Here is an 18,001-nt window from a genome sequence, read left to right on the forward strand (position 1 = left end):
TCTTGCTTGAAGCCACCGGCGGCTATGAAAGGGCATTGCTCAGAGCCTTGCGGTTGGAGGGTTTGAATGTCTTTCGCGTCAATCCCAAACGCGCTCGCGACTATGCGAGAGCTATGGGCAAGATAGCTAAAACCGATAAGATCGATGCTCAGATGCTGGCGAAGTTTGCGAGGGATTTCGAGGACTTGCCGCATGTTGAACCGAATAAGGATCGGGATGAGCTGGGCGAATTGCTCAAGCTGCGATGCAGCTTGGTCAAGAGCCGGGACAGCGACAAGCGCCGGATGAAACAAACCACATGCGCTAAAGCCATATCCACTTACACCGATCACATCGCTTACCTGGAGGGCCAGATCAAGTCATTGGGTAAGGAGATTGAAGATGCCTCGACCGTGCTGGATCAGGAGAAAGCCAGACGACTGAGGTCGGTGAAAGGGATCGGAGCCATCACCTGCGGAACGCTCTTGGCATTTCTTCCTGAGCTCGGAACCGTGTCGGGACGCAAGATTGCGGCTTTGGCAGGGTTAGCGCCCTACAACAACGATAGTGGCAAGAAGAGCGGCCCCAGATCAATCGAGGGCGGGCGCTATACAGTGCGTGGCGCAACCTATATGTCGACCTGGTCAATGGTCCAGCACGATCCGCAAGTCAAAGCCGAATATGAGGCTCTGCGAGCGCGAGGCAAGCTTGCGAAGGTCGCTGTTGTGGCATGCATGCGCAAGCTATTGATTCGTCTTAACGCAATGCTGCGAGATGGCACGGGTTGGAGGGAGAAGAAATCTAAGGCCCCGCATTTTGATAACAAATGAGGGGCACTTTACTGAAGCGAGGGCTTCGCCAGTAATACCGCTACGCGGTATCGCTGGCGAAGCCATGTCCGAAAGGATTATTTGAAAATAAATCCTCAATGACAGTTGCTCCCACACGATATATTCAGTCGCGGTAGAACACTTGCACAAGGTGGTAGCCGAACTTGCTTTTGATCGGGCCGTGTACCACCCGCAGCGGCTTCTTGAAGATGATCTGGTCGATAACGCCCACCATCTGCCCAGGCCGCACTTCACCCAGATCGCCGCCACGTTTGCCCGACGGACAGGTCGAGAATTTTTTCGCCAGCACATCGAAGGCTTCACCCTTGGCGATGCGTTGCTTGAGCGATTCGGCTTCTTCGGCGGTCTTCACCAGGATATGGCGGGCTTGAGCTTTCATGAGATCTTTACCTTGGAACAGTAGGGCATAGTGCGCGGGCGCGGATTATGCCTGAGTTTTCGCTTCAGGGCTGTTGTAGCGCGGCAGGTACAGGCACACCCGGGTGCCGCAACCGCTCTGACTGCTGATGCTGACATGCCCGCCAGACTGCTGGGCAAACCCGTAAATCATGGACAACCCCAGCCCCGTGCCCTGGCCCACGGGCTTGGTGGTGAAAAAGGGGTCAAAGGCTTTGGCAAGGGTTTGCGGGGTCATGCCCGTACCGTCGTCACTCACCTCAAGCATCACGTAATCCCCTGAGCTGACCGCTTCCAGGGTGCTGAGATCACTGGCGTCAAGATAGTGGTTGGCTGTTTTGATCACCAGGGTGCCACCTTCAGGCATCGCATCCCGGGCGTTGATCATCAGATTGAGCAGGGCGCTTTCAAGTTGGCCGGTGTCGGTGTTGATCGGCCATATGTTCGGCCCCAGCTCCAGGATCAGATCAATGTGCGCGCCCGTGGCGTTACTGAACAGCGCCTGCAACGAACTCACCAGCTGATTGGGGTCCAGGGGCTTGCGGTCCAGTGACTGACGGCGCGAAAACGTCAGCAGGCGATTGGTCAGTGCGGCTGCCCGTTGTGCGGAAGACACGGCGGCATCGGCAAAACGCTCTACTTCGTCGATACGGCCAGCCGCGATATAGCGCTTCATTAAATCCAGGCTGGCAATAATCCCGGTCAGCATATTGTTGAAGTCGTGGGCGATACCGCCGGTCAACTGGCCCACGGCTTCCATTTTTTGCCCATGGCGCAGGGCCTCCTCGGCGCGAGCGCGTTCCTGTATCTCGCGCTGCAACTGCAGGTTGGCCTCGGCCAGCGCCCGGGTACGTTCGGCCACGCGTTCCTCAAGGGTCTCGTTAAGCTCCAGCAATGCCTGTTCGGTGGCACTGGCCTGCAAGCGTTGGTAGCGCCTTGAACTCTTGGTTGCCATGGTAAGTCCTGGAGTAAATCACTCAATAAGTCTATTGGATGCCGGATAGCGGCTCAATGCTATCGACGTTGCTGCAAGCCGCGTCCCTGACACTGCGACTAAGGTCCAATGAGGCTCAGGCTAAGCCTTTCGTACAATTGCGCCCCTTTTTTTCGATTGAATGTGCCCACGTGATAGTCCGTGTGCCTTCGATCGCTTTCATCCTGCCTTGATTGGCTGCTGGAGCTTGTAGATGGTTGTTCCTTTAACAGTGTTGGCGCAGTGCCGGGTATCACGCTTGGGTGCGCTGGCAGTGTGTGCCGGTTTTGCCGCACAGTCACAAGCCGGCGGTTTCATCGAAGACAGCAGCGCCAAACTGGAAGCGCGCACGGTGTATTTCAATCGTGACTTTCGCGATGGCAGCAGCTCAAATCCCCAGGGCGCTTCCAAGCGTGATGAAACGGCTCAAGGTTTTATCCTCAACCTGCAATCGGGTTATACCGAAGGCACCGTCGGTTTTGGCCTCGATGCGCTGGGCATGCTGGGTCTGAAACTGGACTCCAGCCCTGCCGACAGCAACAGCGGCCTGCTACCTTCGACCGGCAATGATCCGCGTCGTTCCAAGGATCAATACGCCAAGTTCGGGCTGACGGCCAAGATGCGCGTGTCACAGACCGTACTCAAGTATGGTGCGCTGCTGCCTGACCTGCCGCTGCTCAAGTACAACGATGGCCGACTGCTGCCCACCCAGTTCAACGGTGCCATGCTGGTCTCCCAGGAAATCAGGGACCTCAAGTTCACGGCCTCGCGCCTTGATCGCTATACCGCCCGTGATTCCACCGATTCCCAGGACCTGCGCCTGAACTGCAAGAACAAGCGTTATGCCTGCAATGTCACCGCCGATCACTTCACTCTGTACGGGTTGGACTACAAGGTTAACGATCGCCTGACCGCGCAATATCACTACGCTGAACTGCAAGACATCTACCGCCAGCAATTTGTCGGTGTGCTCGCCAGTCAGCCGGTGGGTCCGGGCGTGCTCTCAGCCGATGTGCGCTTGCTAAAGAGTGATGACGCGGGTTCTGCCAAGGCCTCGACCATCGACAACCGCGCCCTGGGCGCCATGCTCGGTTACTCGGTGGGCGGGCATAAGGTCAGCGCGGGCTGGCAGCGCATGAACGGTGACACGTCGATGCCGTATCTGGATGGCAGCAACCCGTACCTGGTCAACTACCTGCAGGTCAACGATTTTGCCAATGCCCAGGAGCGCTCCTGGCAGTTGCGTTATGACTATGACTTCAAGGCCATCGGCATTGACGGTTTGTCGTTCCTGACGCGCTATGTGAATGGCGACCACATCAAAGTGGTTGGCAGCACCGAAGAAGGCAAGGAGTGGGAGCGTGATAGCGAGCTGAAGTACATCGTGCAGAGCGGCACGTTCAAGGACGTCAGCCTGCGCTTGCGAAATGCGACCTACCGGACCAACTACGCCCAGTTCGCCCGTGACGTGGATGAAACCCGCCTGATCGTCAGCTATAACCTGTCGATCTGGTGACGCGCGGGTGTCACGGATCTTTGTAAGAGCGGGCAGGCCCCGCTCCCACAGGTAGTGCGGGGCTATCAATCAGACCAGCTGCGCGCGATAGGGTAAATCCGGGCCGGTTTTGCTGCAGGTGAGGGCGGCGGCGCGGCTGGCGAAGTCGAGCAGGCTGTCGAGTTGGGCGGCACTCAACTGCTGCAGACCCTCGATGGAGTCCAGCCCATGCTCGGTCAACCAGGCGATCACTGCCGCCTGAAAGGTATCGCCCGCGCCTACGGTGTCCGCAACGTCTACGCGGGTGGCCGCCGCCGTGCGCAGGCCATGCTCGCGGCTCCAGACACTGGCGCCCTGGCTGCCACGGGTCAGAAACACCAGTTGGCAGCGATGGCTCAACCATGACCGGGCTATCTCTTGCGGGTCTTGCCCCGGGTACAGCAGCTCCAGGTCTTCATCACTGACTTTGATCACATCGGCATAGGGGATCAGTTCATTGATGCGCTGACGCCATACTTCAATATCGGGTTCAGGGTTAAGGCGCACATTCGGGTCGAGGCTGATCAGCCGCCGCCCGCTTTCGCGCTTGACCAGTGCCAGCAAGGTATCGGCAACTGGTTGCACCACCAATGAAAAAGACCCGACATGCAGCCCGCGTACTTCAGGGCCCAACTGGGGCAAATGACGGGTGTGCAACTGCCGGTCGGCGCAGCCTTCGCCGCGAAAGCTGTAGGCAGGGGAGCCGTTGGCATCCAGCGCGACCATGGCCAGGGTGGTAGGGGCGTCCATCCTGATCAGGAACTGGTCACTGACGCCTTCGTCCAGCAGGACTTGCTTCAGGCGCTGGCCCAGATAGTCCGTCGACAATCCGGCAAACAGTGCGGTGTCGATGCCCAGGCGACGCAGGCCCACGGCCACGTTGAACGGCGACCCCCCGGCAATGGCCTTGAACTCGACTTTGTTCGCTTGTGCGCAGCTTTGCGCTTGCGCGAAAAAATCAAACAGTGCTTCTCCGCATATCACATACATAACGTTTACTCGGTTAAGGCCGCGACCTGTTGTCGGTAGCGTAGATAGAAGTGTTCATAGGCTTGCACATTCGTTGCAACGGGGCGGGTTTCGCCCGCCTGGTCGAGGCGCACGCAACGCTGACACAGCTGTGCCAGCGTTTGACGACCAGCACCCACACACCAGGCGACCTGAATTGCCGCGCCCAGGGCGCCAGCTTCGCTTTGTTCGGTGCAGACCACCGGGGTGTTCATGATGTCGGCGACGATCTGGCGCCACAACGGGCTTTTCGAACCGCCGCCCACCAGTCGTATGGTGCGGCTTTGCATCCCGTTCTTGCGCAGCAGGTCCAGGCCGTAGCGCAGGCCATAGGTGGTGCCTTCGATGGCGGCCCTGCACAGATTGGCCTGTGTCATGTTGGCCAGGGTAAGGCCCTGGAAACTGCCGCTGGCATCGGGCAGGGCGGGCACCCGCTCACCATTGAGAAAGGGCAGCAGGCTGACCCCTTCAGTGCCAATCGGTGCCTGGCTGGCCAGTTGATTGAAGGCCTCTAGGGACAGCCCGAACAATGTCCGTACGGCGCCTGTGACATTGGTCAGGTTGAGGGTGCAGATCAAGGGGAGCCAGCCGCCGCTTGACGAGCAGAAGCTGGCCACCGACGAGTCGGGGCTGATCTGGGGCTGCGGATCAAAGGCATACACCGTGCCTGATGAACCCAGGCTCATGGTGATAATCCCCGGTTCAATATTGCCCGTGCCAATGGCGCCTAGCATGTTGTCGCCACCACCGCTGGACACCACGGCATCGGGGTTGAGCCCCAGCAGCCTGGCAATCTGTGGCCGCAGGCAACCGACCGGCTGGTGAGACTCGATCAATTCAGGCAGCGCCTGTTCAAGACGGCGATCCGGGTCGATATGGCGCAGGATATCGAGGTCCCACTGGCGGCTGCGCACATTGAAATAACCGGTGCCAGAGGCATCGCCGTATTCGCTGCAACAGCGGCCGGTGAGCCAGTAATTGAGGTAGTCATGGGGCAACAGGATATGGGCAATCTGCGCAAATACCCGGGGATGATGGATTTTGGTCCATAGCAGTTTTGAAACGGTGTAGCCCGGTGCAATAACCAGCCCCAACTGCTGCATTGAACCGGCTTCTCCCCCCAGCCATTCCAGTAACTGGCGGTTTTCGGGAGCCGACTCGGTGTCGCACCAGAGCTTGGCCGGACGTAAAACATGCCCGTGCTTGTCCAGCAGCACCAGCCCGTGCTGCTGGCCGCTGACGCCAATGCCCTGAATCTGCTGGCCGCTGACACCGGCCTGGCTCAGCGCTTGTTGCGTGGCACACGTCAGTGCCTGCAACCACTGCTCGGTGTCTTGCTCGCGGCGTCCGTGCTCACCCTGGATCAACGTATGGGGCGCAGTGCCCAACCCCAGTACCTGGCCGCTGTGGCTGTCGAGGATCAGCGCTTTGGTGCCCTGTGTGCCGCAGTCGATGCCCAGGAATAAGGTGCGAGTGTTCATGCAGAACCTGTTTTGGGTCATGTCAAAAAACCACCCCCCGCCTCGGGGAAAGGGGGTGGGGTGAGGGCTGTTCAAAGATGCAGCAGTTTCTCCAGCGTCCCGCTCACGCCCGCTTCACGCAAGTTGTTCAGACACCACTCAAAGGCAGCCACAAACTCGGCCGACTGGCCGATGGCAGTGCCAAAAATCTCTTCCACTCCCAACAGCCGCTGCACGATTAGCGCATCCTCCGCGACCAAAGCCTGGCAAAACACGCCTCGTGGGTCGGGAATGTCATAGGTTTGCCCGTTCTCGTCCACACCCTTGAGGTACAGCGCCCAGGCAGCCACCACCAGCGCCGCACGCTTAAGCTGCGCGCCATCGCTGATCAGGCGATTGATGGTTGGAATGGTGAATTTGGGAAACTTCGACGAACCGTCAGAACACACGCGCTCCAACTGGTCGGCAATGGCCTGGTTGGAAAAACGCTGGACCAGGGTGTCTTTGTAAACCGCAAGGTCGATGCCTGGCACCGGTGCCAGCTGCGGCGTCACGTCCAGGTCCATGTAGGCCCGCATGTAGGCTACGAACAAGGGGTCATTCATGGTCTCGTGGACAAAGCGATAGCCCTTGAGAAACCCCAGGTAGGTCAGCGCCAGGTGACTGCCGTTGAGCAGTTTGATTTTCATCTCTTCATAGGGCGTGACGTCATCCGTGAGCTGTACACCCACGGTTTCCCATGCCGGACGGCCATCGGTGAACTTGTCTTCCAGCACCCACTGGATAAATGGTTCGCACACCACTGGCCAGGCATCTTCGATCCCCAACTGGTCCTGCAGTTGCAGGCGATGGGCATCGCTGGTCATGGGGGTAATGCGGTCCACCATTGCATTGGGAAAGCTGACATGGGCGGCGATCCAGTCATGCAAATTCATATCGCTCAGCGCGGCGAAGGCCAGCAGCGCCTTGCGTGCCACTGCGCCGTTGTGGGGCAGGTTATCGCAGGACATGACAGTAAACGCCCGGGTGCCGTTGGCCCTGCGTTGGGCGAGGGCGGCACAGAGCACGCCAAATACCGTTGTCGGCGCCTCGGGGTGGGCCAGGTCGTGCTGGATGGGCGCCAGCGCAGCCATGAACTCGCCGCTGCTGTCGTCAATGCAATAACCGCCTTCAGTGATGGTCAGTGAAACGATACGAATCGCCGGGCTGGCGAGTTTGTCGATCAGCGCCTGAATGCCATCTTCAGCCAGCAGCATGTCACTGATGGAGCCAATGATCCGGCTCTGGTTATCGTCGCCATCCCCCAGTTCGAAGAGGGTATAGAGGTAGTCCTGACTGGCCAGATCGTCGCGCACCTTGCGGTCCTCGGCGCGCAGGCCAATGCCGCAGATGCTCCAGTCAAGATCACGGCCCTGGCTCATCAGGGCATCGGTGTAATACGCCTGATGGGCGCGATGAAAGCCGCCCACCCCGATATGTGCAATGCCATGTTGGGTATGGCTTGCAAGATAGGCGGGCTTGGCCACTTTGTCGGTGAGGTTATCGAGATTCAGGCGATTAAGTTTCATGGTGCTATCTCAAAAAAGGTCGTCAGCGTCAGGCCGCAGCGCGCAATGGGCGGGTGAGGGCCAGCCCGTCAGCATCGAACAGATGGCAATGCTCACTGTCCAGGTGCAGGTTCAATTGCTCGCCGTACTGGCTGGCCATATCGCCCCGGATACGCATGGTCAGTGGTTCGCCGCAGGCGGTTATTACGTGGCAGTAGGTGTCGCTCCCCAAGCGTTCGCCAACATCGGCCGTGACGCTGAGGGCGCATTCGCCGGGTTTGGCGAGGTTCAGGTGCTCGGGGCGGATGCCCAGAGTGACGGGGCTGCCCAGGCTCAGCGAGGCGCCGCTCAGGGGCAATTGAATACGGGTGCCGGCGTCCAGTTCGACTTCACAGCCCTGGCTATCGAGGCGAGTGATTCTGCCTTTCAAAAAGCCCATTTTCGGTGTGCCCAGGAACCCGGCGACAAACAGGTTGGCCGGCTGGTGATACAGATCCAGTGGCGAGCCGACCTGTTCGATTTTACCGGCATTGAGCACCACCACTTTGTCGGCCAGGGTCATGGCTTCGACCTGATCGTGGGTCACGTAAATCATCGTGGCTTGCAACTCCTGGTGCAAACGCGCCAGTTCCAGGCGCATCTGTACCCGCAGGGCGGCATCGAGGTTGGACAGAGGTTCGTCGAACAGGAATATTTTCGGGTTACGCACAATCGCCCGTCCTATGGCCACGCGCTGACGCTGGCCGCCGGACAAGTGTTTGGGTTTGCGCTCCAGCAACGGCGCAAGCTCAAGGATCCGTGCCGCTTCGCTGACTTTCTTCTCGACTTCAGCCTTGGGTACGCCCGCCAGATCGAGGGCGAAGGACATGTTTTTGCGCACACTCATGTGCGGATACAGGGCGTAGGTCTGGAACACCATCGCCAGATCGCGCTTGGCCGGGCTGACCTGGGTGATATCGCGACCGTCCAGTTCGATAGTGCCGTCAGTCACTTCCTCGAGCCCGGCAATCAGGCGCAGCAACGTTGATTTACCGCACCCCGATGGCCCGACGAATACCACGAATTCGCGGTCGTGCACTTCAAGGTCGATGCCCTTGATGATGGAGAAGCCTTCGAAACCCTTTTGCAGATTCTTGATTTTCAGGTTGGCCATGATGGGCCTCCAGTCATTGTTGTTATTTAACCGCGCCAAAAGACAAGCCGCGTACCAGTTGCTTCTGGCTGATCCAGCCGAAAATCAGGATGGGTGCGCAGGCCAGCGTCGACACCGCTGACAACTTGGCCCAGAACAGGCCTTCGGGGCTTGAGTAGGACGCGATTAGCGCGGTCAGTGGCGCCGCACTGGACGAAGTCAGGTTCAGCGACCAGAAGGCCTCGTTCCAGCACAGGATCAACGACAACAGCAGGGTTGAGGCCAGACCGCCCTTGCTGATGGGCAGCAGCACACGAACCACCTCTTGCCACAGAGTGGCACCGTCAAGGCGGGCGGCTTCGAGGATGTCCTTGGGGATGTCCTTGAAGTAGGTGTAAATCATCCACACCACAATCGGCAGGTTGATCAGGGTGTAGATGATGATCAGCGCCGTGCGGGTATCGAGCAGGCCGAAGGTCTTGGCCAACAGGTAGATCGGCATCAATACGCCCACGGGTGGCAGCATTTTGGTGGAGAGCATCCACAGCAGCGTGCCTTTGGTGCGCCTGGTTTCGTAGAACGCCATCGAATAGGCCGCCGGAATCGCGATCAGCATGCACAGGGCGGTGGCGGTGAACGAGATGACGACCGAGTTCCAGGCAAAGTGGAAGTAACCGCTGCGATCCTCGATGTGCAGGTAGTTTTCCAGGGTCGGGGTAAAGATGAACTGTGGCGGCGTGGCAAATGCATCCAGCTCGGTTTTAAAGCTGGTCAGCACCATCCAGAAGATCGGGAAGAAGATCAGGATGGCGATGGCCCAGGCCAGGGTGCCGAGCAGCAGGCTTTGCAGGCGGCGGGATTGTTGAAGAGTCATCACTGGGCCCTCACGGCTTGTCAGTCAGGTTTTTGCCGAGCATGCGCACCAGAATGATGGCCGCGATATTGGCGATGACAACGGCGATCAAGCCACCGGCCGAGGCCATGCCCACATCGAATTGCACCAGCGCCTGGTTGTAGATCAGGTACGCCAGGTTGGTCGACGCATAGCCCGGACCACCGTTGGTGGTGGTAAAGATCTCGGCGAAGACCGACAGCAGAAAGATGGTTTCAATCATCACCACCACGGCAATGGGGCGCGCCAGATGGGGCAGGGTCAGGTGCCAGAAAATCGCAATCGGCCCGGCGCCATCCAGGCGTGCGGCTTCTTTTTGTTCCTGATCCAGAGACTGCATGGCGGTCATGAGAATCAGGATTGCGAAGGGCAGCCACTGCCACGACACAATGATGATGATCGACAGCAACGGGTAGTGCGCCAGCCAGTCGACGGGTTGCGCGCCGAACAGCTTCCACACGGCGGCCAGCACGCCGGACACCGGATGGAAAATCAGGTTTTTCCAGATCAGCGCACCCACCGTGGGCATGATGAAGAACGGTGAGATCAGCAGCACCCGAACGATGCCGCGACCCATGAATTCGCTGGCTTCAAGCAGGGCGCTGATCAATACGCCGAGCACCACGCTGATCAGCAGCACGCTGCCTACCAGCAACAGGGTATTGGACGCTCCGGGCAAGAAGCCGGAATCGGTGAGGAAATAAGTGAAGTTCTCCAGCCCCACAAACTGGTTTTCGCCGGGGTAGAGCAGGTTGTAGCGGATCAGAGAAAAATACAGGGTCATGCCCAGTGGCACGATCATCCACAGCAGCAAAAGCGCCACTGAAGGCGTGACCAGAAACCAGCCGGGGTTGAGCAGGCGTGATTTTCGCGCTGGCTGTGACATTTCCAGCGATGAGACAGCACTCGAAGTTGTCATGTTAAGTCCCTGATGAAACGAGTAATTCTGTAGTCGATGCCTAAGGCTGCGACAAGGTCCGCAGGCTCTTCAATAAGCCGGGTACGCTGGGCGCCCCATCGGCGCCTTCGGCAGTGACTACAGGTAAGCGGGCGTTTTTTGTTTACTTGGGATAACCCGCCCGTTTCATTTCACGCTCGGTGGTTTGCTGGGCAGCTGCCAGCGCTTGATCCACTGTGGTCTGGCCAATCAGGGCGGCACTGAACAGCTTGCCAACCTGGGTGCCCACCGCCTGGAACTCGGGGATGGTCACCAGTTGAATGCCCACATAGGGCACGGGCTTGAGCGTAGGGTCGTTGGGGTTGGCGACTTTCAGGGAGTCGAGGGTGACTTTGGCAAATGGTGCAGCCTTGAGGTAGGCATCGCTGTACGTCGACGCACGGGTGCCCGGCGGTACATTGGCGATGCCGTCTTTCTCGGCAACCAGCGCGCCATATTCCCTGGAGGTGGCCCAGGTGCTGAAGGTTTTGGCGGCGTCCTTGGCTTTGGAACTGGTGGGGATCGCCAGCGCCCAGGAGTAGAGCCAGGCACTGCCTTTGTCGGTGACCGCCTGGGGGGCGAAGGTGAAGCCGACGTGATCGGCCACTTTGCTCTGGCTGCTGTCGGTGACAAACGAACCGGCGACACTGGCATCGACCCAGATTGCACATTTGCCGCTGTTGAACAGCGCCAGGTTTTCGTTGAAGCCGTTGCTGGTAGCGCCCGGTGGGCCTGAAGCCTTCATGGTATTGACGTAAAAGTCGAGGGCGTTCTTCCACTCGGGGCCGGTGAACTCAGGTTGCCACTGTTCGTTGAACCAGCGCGCTCCGTAGGCGTTGGCGATGGTGCTGATCAATGCCATGTTTTCGCCCCAGCCCGCTTTACCGCGCAAGCAAATCCCGTACTGCTCCTGGTCCGGTTTGTTCAGGGTTTTGGCGAACCCGGCGATCTGCTCCCAGGTAGGGTGCTCGGGCATGGTCAAGCCCGCGTCCTTGAACAGATCGGTGCGGTAATAGGTCATCGAGCTTTCGGCATAGAACGGCAGGGCGTAGAGGGTGCCCTTGACTGACAAACCGTCACGTACCGAGGGGAATACATCATCGATGGCGTAGGTGGCTGGCAGGTCGGTCATGGGTTCAAGCCAGCCTTTGGCTCCCCAGAGTGCGGCTTCGTACATGCCGATGGTCAGCACGTCGAACTGGCCACCCTGGGTGGCAATGTCCGTGGTCAAGCGTTGGCGCAAGACGTTCTCCTCCAGCACCACCCATTTGAGCTTGATGTCGGGGTGCTCGCTCTCGAAGGTTTTCGCCAGCTTTTGCATGCGGATCATGTCGCTGTTGTTGACCGTGGCGATGGTCAGGGTTTGCGCGCCCAGGCTGTAGCCGCTGAGGGTCATGCACGTAGCGACACATAACGCTTTGACAGGAATATTCATTGAGCACTCCACTTCATCGGCCTCACGGCGCCAGAAGGACGGTTATTGTTTTTATAGCGGCTCGCATGGAGCAAGCGCCTGGGCGGATTACAGCCCTCAATCACCGTCGTGACAAATCACTGGCAACACTCAAACCGATACTATTTTGCACTGCGCAGGCGTTCACTCAGTCCCGGCTGGTTTTGCTCGGTCAAACGCTGCACTACCAGACGCCGGTAGTGTGATGGAGTCATGCCTTTTAGCTGCTGAAACCGGCGGTTGAAGTTGGAAATGTTGTTGAAGCCAGATTCAAAACACACGTCGGTGACGGGCTTTTCGCCATCGGCGAGTAATTCACAGGACTTGCTGATACGCAGGCGATTGACGAACTCGATAAAGCAGCGCCCGGTGGCCTGCTTGAATACCCGGGAAAAGTAGGTGGGCTTCATGCCCATGTACTCGGCGACTTCTTCGAGGGACAGTTCACGGGCGTAGTGGCTGAAGATGTAGTCCACGGCCCGGTTGGTACGGTCGATGGTCTGCTCGTCGGCCGGTTGCCCGGTGGTCACCCCGGATAACAGCTGATAGTCATCACACTCAGCCAGCAGTTCCAGCAGGATCAGAAAGTGCCCCAGACGGGTCACGCCCGTAGCGCTGGCTATGCTCTGCATCAGGTCCATGGCTTTGCGGATTGTGGATGTGCAGCGAAACTCGATGCCGTAGTGGGCGCGTTCTAGCATCGGGGTCAGGGTTTTAAGCTCGGTAAAGATCGATGCGGCGTTTTCGAGCAGCTCATCGGTGAAGTTCACCAGCATGTCGCGGGTGGCCACCACTTCTCCTGCGGCCACCTGGCTGATCCAGTTATGGGGCAGGTTGGGGCCGGTGAGGAACAATGTCTCAGGGTGAAAGTTGCCAATGTAGTCGCCGACAAACACCTTGCCGCTGCTGGCCACAATCAGGTGCAGTTCGTATTCCTTGTGAAAATGCCAGCGTACCAAGGGGCTGGGAAAACCATGCTGGCGATAAATAATCGACAGGCCATTGTGGTCGTCCATCAATTCATACGACGGGTCTGTAGCTCTGGCGAGTCGAGTCATGGGCGGGCTGCTCAATGTACGTGTTGAGCGGATGATGACGTCTTCTCATACTTCCTGCCAGCAACAGACCCTGGACCAAGGATCAAACGCAATGAAGACACTGTTATTGATAGGCATGGGCGCCGGTGATCCGGAGCACATCACCGTGCAGGCAATCAATGGGTTAAACCGGGTCGACGTGTTCTTTGTTCTGGACAAGGGCCAGGCCACTGACGATCTGGTGCGCCTGCGTCTGGAAATCTGCGAGCGCTACATTCGCGAGCCGCGTTACCGGGTGGTTCAGGTCAGCGACCCGAAACGCGACAGTGCAACGACTTCTTACACCCAAGGCGTTGAGCATTGGCACGAGCAACGGGCGTTGCTGTTTGCGCGGCTGATTGACAACGAACTGGCCGACGGCGAATGCGGGGCGTTTTTGCTCTGGGGCGAGCCAGGTCTGTATGACAGCACCTTGCGCATCCTGGATCGGGTGCGGGCCAACGGTTGCACCGATTTTGACTACCAGGTGATTCCCGGCATCAGCAGCGTGCAAGCGCTGGCAGCCCGCCATCGCATTCCCCTGAATGATATCGGCCAGCCGATTCGGATCACGACGGGCAGGCGGTTGACGGCTCAAGACCTGGACAACGTGGTGGTCATGCTGGATGCCCACTGCGCCTTCGAGGCGTTTGTCGATGAAAACGTCGATATCTATTGGGGGGCTTATATAGGAACGGCGAACGAGATCCTGATTGCCGGAAAGCTGAGCGAGGTGTGCGAGCAGATCAAGGGAGCCCGTAGCGCGGCCAGGGCGCGCATGGGCTGGGTGATGGACACGTATTTATTGCGCAGGCGGGCTGATTGAGCGTTTAGGGTGTTGATAGTAGATATATCCAATTCCTAAACGTTTTTAGGAAAAGTCCTACGTATGCGTTCTGACGCAAGTCGTTAGTGTTCGGTGCTTGCCTCCCGACCAACGCCAGGACTTTTCCATGAAGAAAAAACTACGCGCCTTACTGTTTAATCGACAACTGCCAGGGCTTTCACTGTTGATGTTTCTGGCGTTGCTGATGTCCGGCGCGGTCACAGCCACTGTCCGCTATCCCTATTCAAATGGCACTTTTGCGGTCGACCCGGCGACCCTCGAAATCACTTTGCTGCGTGCTGGCAAGCCTGGGCGGGTGCTTAGTGGTCCCGGTTTCAGCCCGGACAGCCTGGTCAGTGAGCAGACTGCAGAAGGCTGGAACGTCACCGACGGGGAGCAGCGGTTCAGCATCCGCATCAATGTGGTCAAGGACGCGTTGCGCGTTTCGATCCAGGCGCGCCAGCCAGTCAGCTTGCGTTGGCCACGCCTGCAAAGCGATATCCAGGCGTATGCCATTCCTTTTGGCGAGGGCAGTTACATTCCAGCCAATGACCCGAAATGGCTCGAGTGGCTGGTCAAGCGATACACCGGCGACCCGCTGGTCGGTGCGTTGAGCATGCCGTTCTTCACTCAATTGCATCAGGACCTGTCAGTCACCTGGAGGGTCGAAACCCCGTTCGATACCCAGTTTGACGTCAAGCAGGTCAATCAGGTCCCGGTACCGCAGCTGGTGCATACCTTCAACCGGCTGGCTCCTGACGCGCCGTTTGTGGTGAGCATCGCGGCGGGCCCGGCCGACCCGCTGTACGGTGCCGGCTTGTACCGCCAATGGCTCAAGGATAACGGCCAGTTCCGCGCATTGACCGATAAAATCAGGGAGATTCCGCAAACGGCCCGGTTGGGCGGCGCTCCGCATATTTATGTGTGGGACGCCGGGCCGCTGAAGGTAACGGACATCCTGAACTGGCCAAGTTTTGTCACGGCCTTCGACAAAGCTCGGGGCACACCGGGGCATTTGGCGGCCAGGCTGTGGGCGGGGTTCGATCAACCCACTCGTGCAATGTTTGATTTGGCCTTGTCGAGCACCTTGTCACGGACCTCCGAGATTTCAGCGTACAACCGGTTGACGCTAGTGCGGGCACTCAACCAGGGGCTTCGCCAGATCGTCACGGTGCCCCCGCAGGAACCTTTGGCTGGCGGGCATGATCCGGCCGCCGAAGTGCAGTGGGGCAAGCTGGTCAAAACCCGGTTGGCCAACGCCTTTGGAGACTATTTGGCCCCGCCCGAGCGTTGGGGCGGCGGATTGTCGCTGGATACGGTCAACGCCCTCGAAAAGGCTGGCCTGAAACACGCATGGCTGGGCGCCAAAGATTGGCTGGATGCCTTCTGGCACCCGCAGGCCGTGGCCAAGGCCAAGGCGGCTGGATATCTGGTCGCGGTGTATGACAACTATGCTGATGCCCATCCACTTTCAGAACCGCAAACCTGGGCGGCCGCACAAATGGGTGACGAACTGGCCAATGCCGGCCAGCGCGACGTCAACGGCAAGGTCCATGAGGGCTTCAACGGCATAGGTGTGTTTGCCAATGCCGTAGCGGCGCAAGACTATGCCCGCCAACGCATGGCTGCCGTATCCGCTGCCGGAGGCCTCAACAGCTATTTTCTTGATGTGGATGCCGCAGGCACGGCACCGGCGGACTACACCCAAGGCCGAGAAACCAGTGAGCGCGAGAATGCGCGGATGCTCAGTCAACGCCTGGATTACCCTTCGAGAACACTGGGGTTGGTGACCGGCAGCGAAGGCGGAGTGTCCACGTTTGCTCCCAATATTGCCTACAGTCACGGCATTGCCACGCAACCTTTCGACTGGACTGATCCGGACATGAGCCGCAATGAGGCGTCGCCATTCTTTGTGGGCCAATACTGGCCACCGGAAACGCCAACGCTTTTTTTCAAGACCGTGCCGCTCAAGCCGCAGCTGGCACTATTGGTGCGTTCTTACCGCTATCGCTTGCCGCTGTACCAGCGGGTCTTGCACGACAGTCTGGTGAGTACCCATCACTGGGCGTATCCCTCGTTGAAGTTTTCCAACGAGCAACAGAACACCGCGCTCCTGCAACTGCTGTACATGACTCCGCCGATGTATCACCTCAACGCGGCAGTGCTTAAGCGCGACATGCCCTTTATCGGCGCCTACAACGCGGTGTTTGCTCCCCTGCACCAGCGCCTCTTTACCCAGGCATTGGTGGGCTTCGAGGTGCTGGCCGATGATCGCAGCCTGCAGCGCACCGTGTTCGAAGATGGCACCCGGATCACTGTGAACTTCAATCCCGATAAACCCCAGACCGAGGGCGCCATGACGTTCCCGCCTGTATCGGCAACCGTACAGATCCCGGGTATGGCGGCTTATGTCATCGATATGGCCGATCTCTTCAAAACAACGCGGCCATTTGAGCATTGATCAGAGCGGGCGATTCTTGGCCTCGATCCACTGCGACATGTATTGGGTACTTTTGTGCTGGTGATGACGCAGCATGGCACCGGTGAAGTTGTTGCGCCGGTGCTGCTCAAGTTCTGCGCGGCACGCCTGGATGCGCTCGACCAGTGCCGGGCCGTGGACGCCTTGCAGGTATCGCGCTTCAAGCAGGGCCAGGCCATTGCGCTGGGCCTGATGCCAGGCTTCGGGATTTTGGTACAGCTCGACCGCTGCCGCCGCAATCCCGCGGGCACTGCGCTCGATGGCACCGGCCCACGGCAGGTCACCGTGCATGCCTTCGGCGCCCACCGGCGTAGTCACGTTGGGGGTGCCGCAGAGCATGGCATCGGCAATCTTGCCTTTGATGCCTGCGCCAAAACGCAGGGGAGCCATGCAAATACGCGCATTGCTCATCACTTCAAGGGCATCTTCAGCCCAGTTGAGGACATGAAAACCCTGTGCCGGGTTATGCAGTGCAGTGGCCTTGGGCGGCGTGTAGGCGCCGTACACATGCAGTTGTGCAGTGGGCAGTTGCTGACGGATCAAGGGCCAGATATGGGTCTTCATCCATAGCACAGCATCCCAGTTCGGGGCGTGGCGAAAATTGCCGATGCTCAGAAAATGCTGACGCTGTTCATAGGGCACGAACGCCTCAGGCACGCTGTCGACCATCAGCGGGCACCAATGCAGCAGGGCCTTGGGCACGTGGAACTGCTCGACCAGCAGATCGATCTCGTATTCTGAAATCATCAGGTTCAGGTCACTGCGATAAATCGCGGCGATCTCCCGTTGTGCCAGGTCGGCGTCGGCCATCTGTTCAAAGGTTTCGCGCTGGGCCGGGGCGAACAGGCTGCTGAAATCGTCCTGCTCGGTGTCGTGCTTGAGACGTGCCTTGAGTTGCTGCTGACGGGCGTCGCGCAGGCTTTGCAGGTCGGAGGTTTCCAGTACGCGCAAGGCTTGCGGGCAATGCTTCTCGACGCGCCAGCCGAATTGCTCTTCCATCATGAAACGGTCAAACAGCACGATATCCGGTGCCAGTTCGGTGATGAAGGCATCGAAGCTGCTGTTATTGAGCTCGATGGTGACTTCATCAATACCCAGGGCAGCGAGGTCGGCCTTGTGTTCACCAATCCCGGCCGGGCTGCTGAAGGTGATCTGCCAGCCTTGCTGCAGAAAACTCTCGATGATTTGCATCATGTGCCCGCCTGCCGCCGAAGAGCGCGGTTCGGGCCACACGTAACCAATGATCAGGACGCGGGTCGGGCAGGTGGCAGGCATGGGCAGATCCTTGAAGCAGGGCGGCTGAAAAAAGGCGGCAATTAGAACACAACTGCGGCGTAAATCCTCTGTGGGCACTGGCTTGCCCGGGATACAGGCAAGCCAGTGTGCCTGGTCACAAAAAGCCAGGCCGCATCAATGCAGTCGCCTCCCCGGACGCACCTGTGCATTGACCTGTTACAA

14 protein-coding genes and 1 pseudogene are annotated in these 18,001 nt (G+C 58.8%); 4 read left to right on the forward strand and 11 right to left on the reverse strand.

Annotated features, from left to right (window positions below):
• Positions 1–809 (forward strand): IS110 family transposase (locus tag AC19YQ_RS16785; RefSeq protein WP_500595523.1); only part of this gene is annotated, 809 nt, incomplete at its 5' end.
• A 124-nt stretch (positions 810–933) separates the two neighbouring features.
• On the opposite strand, the gene AC19YQ_RS16790 is transcribed toward AC19YQ_RS16785, so the two are convergent.
• On the reverse strand, positions 934–1,209 hold the full coding sequence (locus tag AC19YQ_RS16790) for a peptidylprolyl isomerase (RefSeq protein ID WP_003445327.1): 276 nt from the start codon (positions 1,207–1,209) through the stop codon (positions 934–936).
• A 78-nt stretch (positions 1,210–1,287) separates the two neighbouring features.
• Positions 1,288–2,133, reverse strand: a pseudogene (locus AC19YQ_RS16795) (sensor histidine kinase); the annotation flags it as partial.
• A 280-nt stretch (positions 2,134–2,413) separates the two neighbouring features.
• Between AC19YQ_RS16795 and AC19YQ_RS16800 the strand changes: the two are divergent.
• The gene (locus tag AC19YQ_RS16800) at positions 2,414–3,715 is read left to right on the forward strand and encodes an OprD family porin (RefSeq protein WP_500595524.1); all 1,302 of its coding nucleotides are present in this window, start codon (positions 2,414–2,416) and stop codon (positions 3,713–3,715) included.
• A gap of 69 nt (positions 3,716–3,784) precedes the next feature.
• On the opposite strand, the gene AC19YQ_RS16805 is transcribed toward AC19YQ_RS16800, so the two are convergent.
• The 8 genes from AC19YQ_RS16805 to AC19YQ_RS16840 all read right to left on the reverse strand — a co-directional run bounded on the left by AC19YQ_RS16805 (position 3,785) and on the right by AC19YQ_RS16840 (position 13,220).
• Positions 3,785–4,723: a carbohydrate kinase family protein gene (locus AC19YQ_RS16805; protein ID WP_500595525.1), complete on the reverse strand. Its 939-nt coding sequence runs from the start codon at positions 4,721–4,723 to the stop codon at positions 3,785–3,787.
• 5 nt (positions 4,724–4,728) lie between these two features.
• Positions 4,729–6,222, reverse strand: a complete 1,494-nt coding sequence (gene xylB / locus AC19YQ_RS16810; RefSeq protein ID WP_500595526.1) for a xylulokinase — start codon at positions 6,220–6,222, stop codon at positions 4,729–4,731.
• Positions 6,223–6,293: 71 nt separating this feature from the next.
• Positions 6,294–7,769, reverse strand: a complete 1,476-nt coding sequence (locus AC19YQ_RS16815; protein WP_500595527.1) for a mannitol dehydrogenase family protein — start codon at positions 7,767–7,769, stop codon at positions 6,294–6,296.
• A gap of 28 nt (positions 7,770–7,797) precedes the next feature.
• A complete protein-coding gene (locus tag AC19YQ_RS16820; protein ID WP_326397934.1) occupies positions 7,798–8,901 on the reverse strand; it encodes an ABC transporter ATP-binding protein in 1,104 nt (367 codons plus the stop codon).
• A 22-nt stretch (positions 8,902–8,923) separates the two neighbouring features.
• Entirely contained in the window at positions 8,924–9,757 is an 834-nt protein-coding gene (locus AC19YQ_RS16825) for an ABC transporter permease subunit (protein WP_133079578.1), read from the reverse strand.
• Between the two features lie 7 nt (positions 9,758–9,764).
• Positions 9,765–10,691, reverse strand: coding sequence for an ABC transporter permease subunit (locus AC19YQ_RS16830; protein WP_133079579.1), 927 nt, complete (start codon positions 10,689–10,691; stop codon positions 9,765–9,767).
• Between the two features lie 142 nt (positions 10,692–10,833).
• Positions 10,834–12,105, reverse strand: a complete 1,272-nt coding sequence (locus tag AC19YQ_RS16835) for an ABC transporter substrate-binding protein (protein ID WP_405046752.1) — start codon at positions 12,103–12,105, stop codon at positions 10,834–10,836.
• 179 nt (positions 12,106–12,284) lie between these two features.
• Positions 12,285–13,220: an AraC family transcriptional regulator gene (locus AC19YQ_RS16840; protein ID WP_500595530.1), complete on the reverse strand. Its 936-nt coding sequence runs from the start codon at positions 13,218–13,220 to the stop codon at positions 12,285–12,287.
• Between the two features lie 91 nt (positions 13,221–13,311).
• Between AC19YQ_RS16840 and cobF the strand changes: the two genes are divergently transcribed.
• On the forward strand, positions 13,312–14,064 hold the full coding sequence (gene cobF / locus AC19YQ_RS16845) for a precorrin-6A synthase (deacetylating) (RefSeq protein WP_133079582.1): 753 nt from the start codon (positions 13,312–13,314) through the stop codon (positions 14,062–14,064).
• Positions 14,065–14,191: 127 nt separating this feature from the next.
• Positions 14,192–16,525: a glycoside hydrolase gene (locus tag AC19YQ_RS16850; protein WP_133079583.1), complete on the forward strand. Its 2,334-nt coding sequence runs from the start codon at positions 14,192–14,194 to the stop codon at positions 16,523–16,525.
• On the opposite strand, the gene AC19YQ_RS16855 is transcribed toward AC19YQ_RS16850, so the two are convergent.
• Positions 16,526–17,818 carry a glycosyltransferase gene (locus AC19YQ_RS16855; protein WP_326397929.1) on the reverse strand — a complete coding sequence of 431 codons (1,293 nt, stop codon included), beginning with the start codon at positions 17,816–17,818 and terminating at the stop codon, positions 16,526–16,528.
• Positions 17,819–18,001: the final 183 nt, after the last annotated feature.

The organism is Pseudomonas sp. MF06569 (genome assembly GCF_059862735.1).

Coding starts and splice junctions, on each gene's coding strand:
- AC19YQ_RS16790 (WP_003445327.1), bottom strand. CDS start 1,209: ATGAAAGCTCAAGCCCGCCATATCCTGGTGAAGACCGCCGAAGAAGCC.
- AC19YQ_RS16800 (WP_500595524.1), top strand. CDS start 2,414: ATGGTTGTTCCTTTAACAGTGTTGGCGCAGTGCCGGGTATCACGCTTG.
- AC19YQ_RS16805 (WP_500595525.1), bottom strand. CDS start 4,723: ATGTATGTGATATGCGGAGAAGCACTGTTTGATTTTTTCGCGCAAGCG.
- xylB (WP_500595526.1), bottom strand. CDS start 6,222: ATGAACACTCGCACCTTATTCCTGGGCATCGACTGCGGCACACAGGGC.
- AC19YQ_RS16815 (WP_500595527.1), bottom strand. CDS start 7,769: ATGAAACTTAATCGCCTGAATCTCGATAACCTCACCGACAAAGTGGCC.
- AC19YQ_RS16820 (WP_326397934.1), bottom strand. CDS start 8,901: ATGGCCAACCTGAAAATCAAGAATCTGCAAAAGGGTTTCGAAGGCTTC.
- AC19YQ_RS16830 (WP_133079579.1), bottom strand. CDS start 10,691: ATGACAACTTCGAGTGCTGTCTCATCGCTGGAAATGTCACAGCCAGCG.
- AC19YQ_RS16835 (WP_405046752.1), bottom strand. CDS start 12,105: ATGACCCTCAGCGGCTACAGCCTGGGCGCGCAAACCCTGACCATCGCC.
- AC19YQ_RS16840 (WP_500595530.1), bottom strand. CDS start 13,220: ATGACTCGACTCGCCAGAGCTACAGACCCGTCGTATGAATTGATGGAC.
- cobF (WP_133079582.1), top strand. CDS start 13,312: ATGAAGACACTGTTATTGATAGGCATGGGCGCCGGTGATCCGGAGCAC.
- AC19YQ_RS16850 (WP_133079583.1), top strand. CDS start 14,192: ATGAAGAAAAAACTACGCGCCTTACTGTTTAATCGACAACTGCCAGGG.
- AC19YQ_RS16855 (WP_326397929.1), bottom strand. CDS start 17,818: ATGCCTGCCACCTGCCCGACCCGCGTCCTGATCATTGGTTACGTGTGG.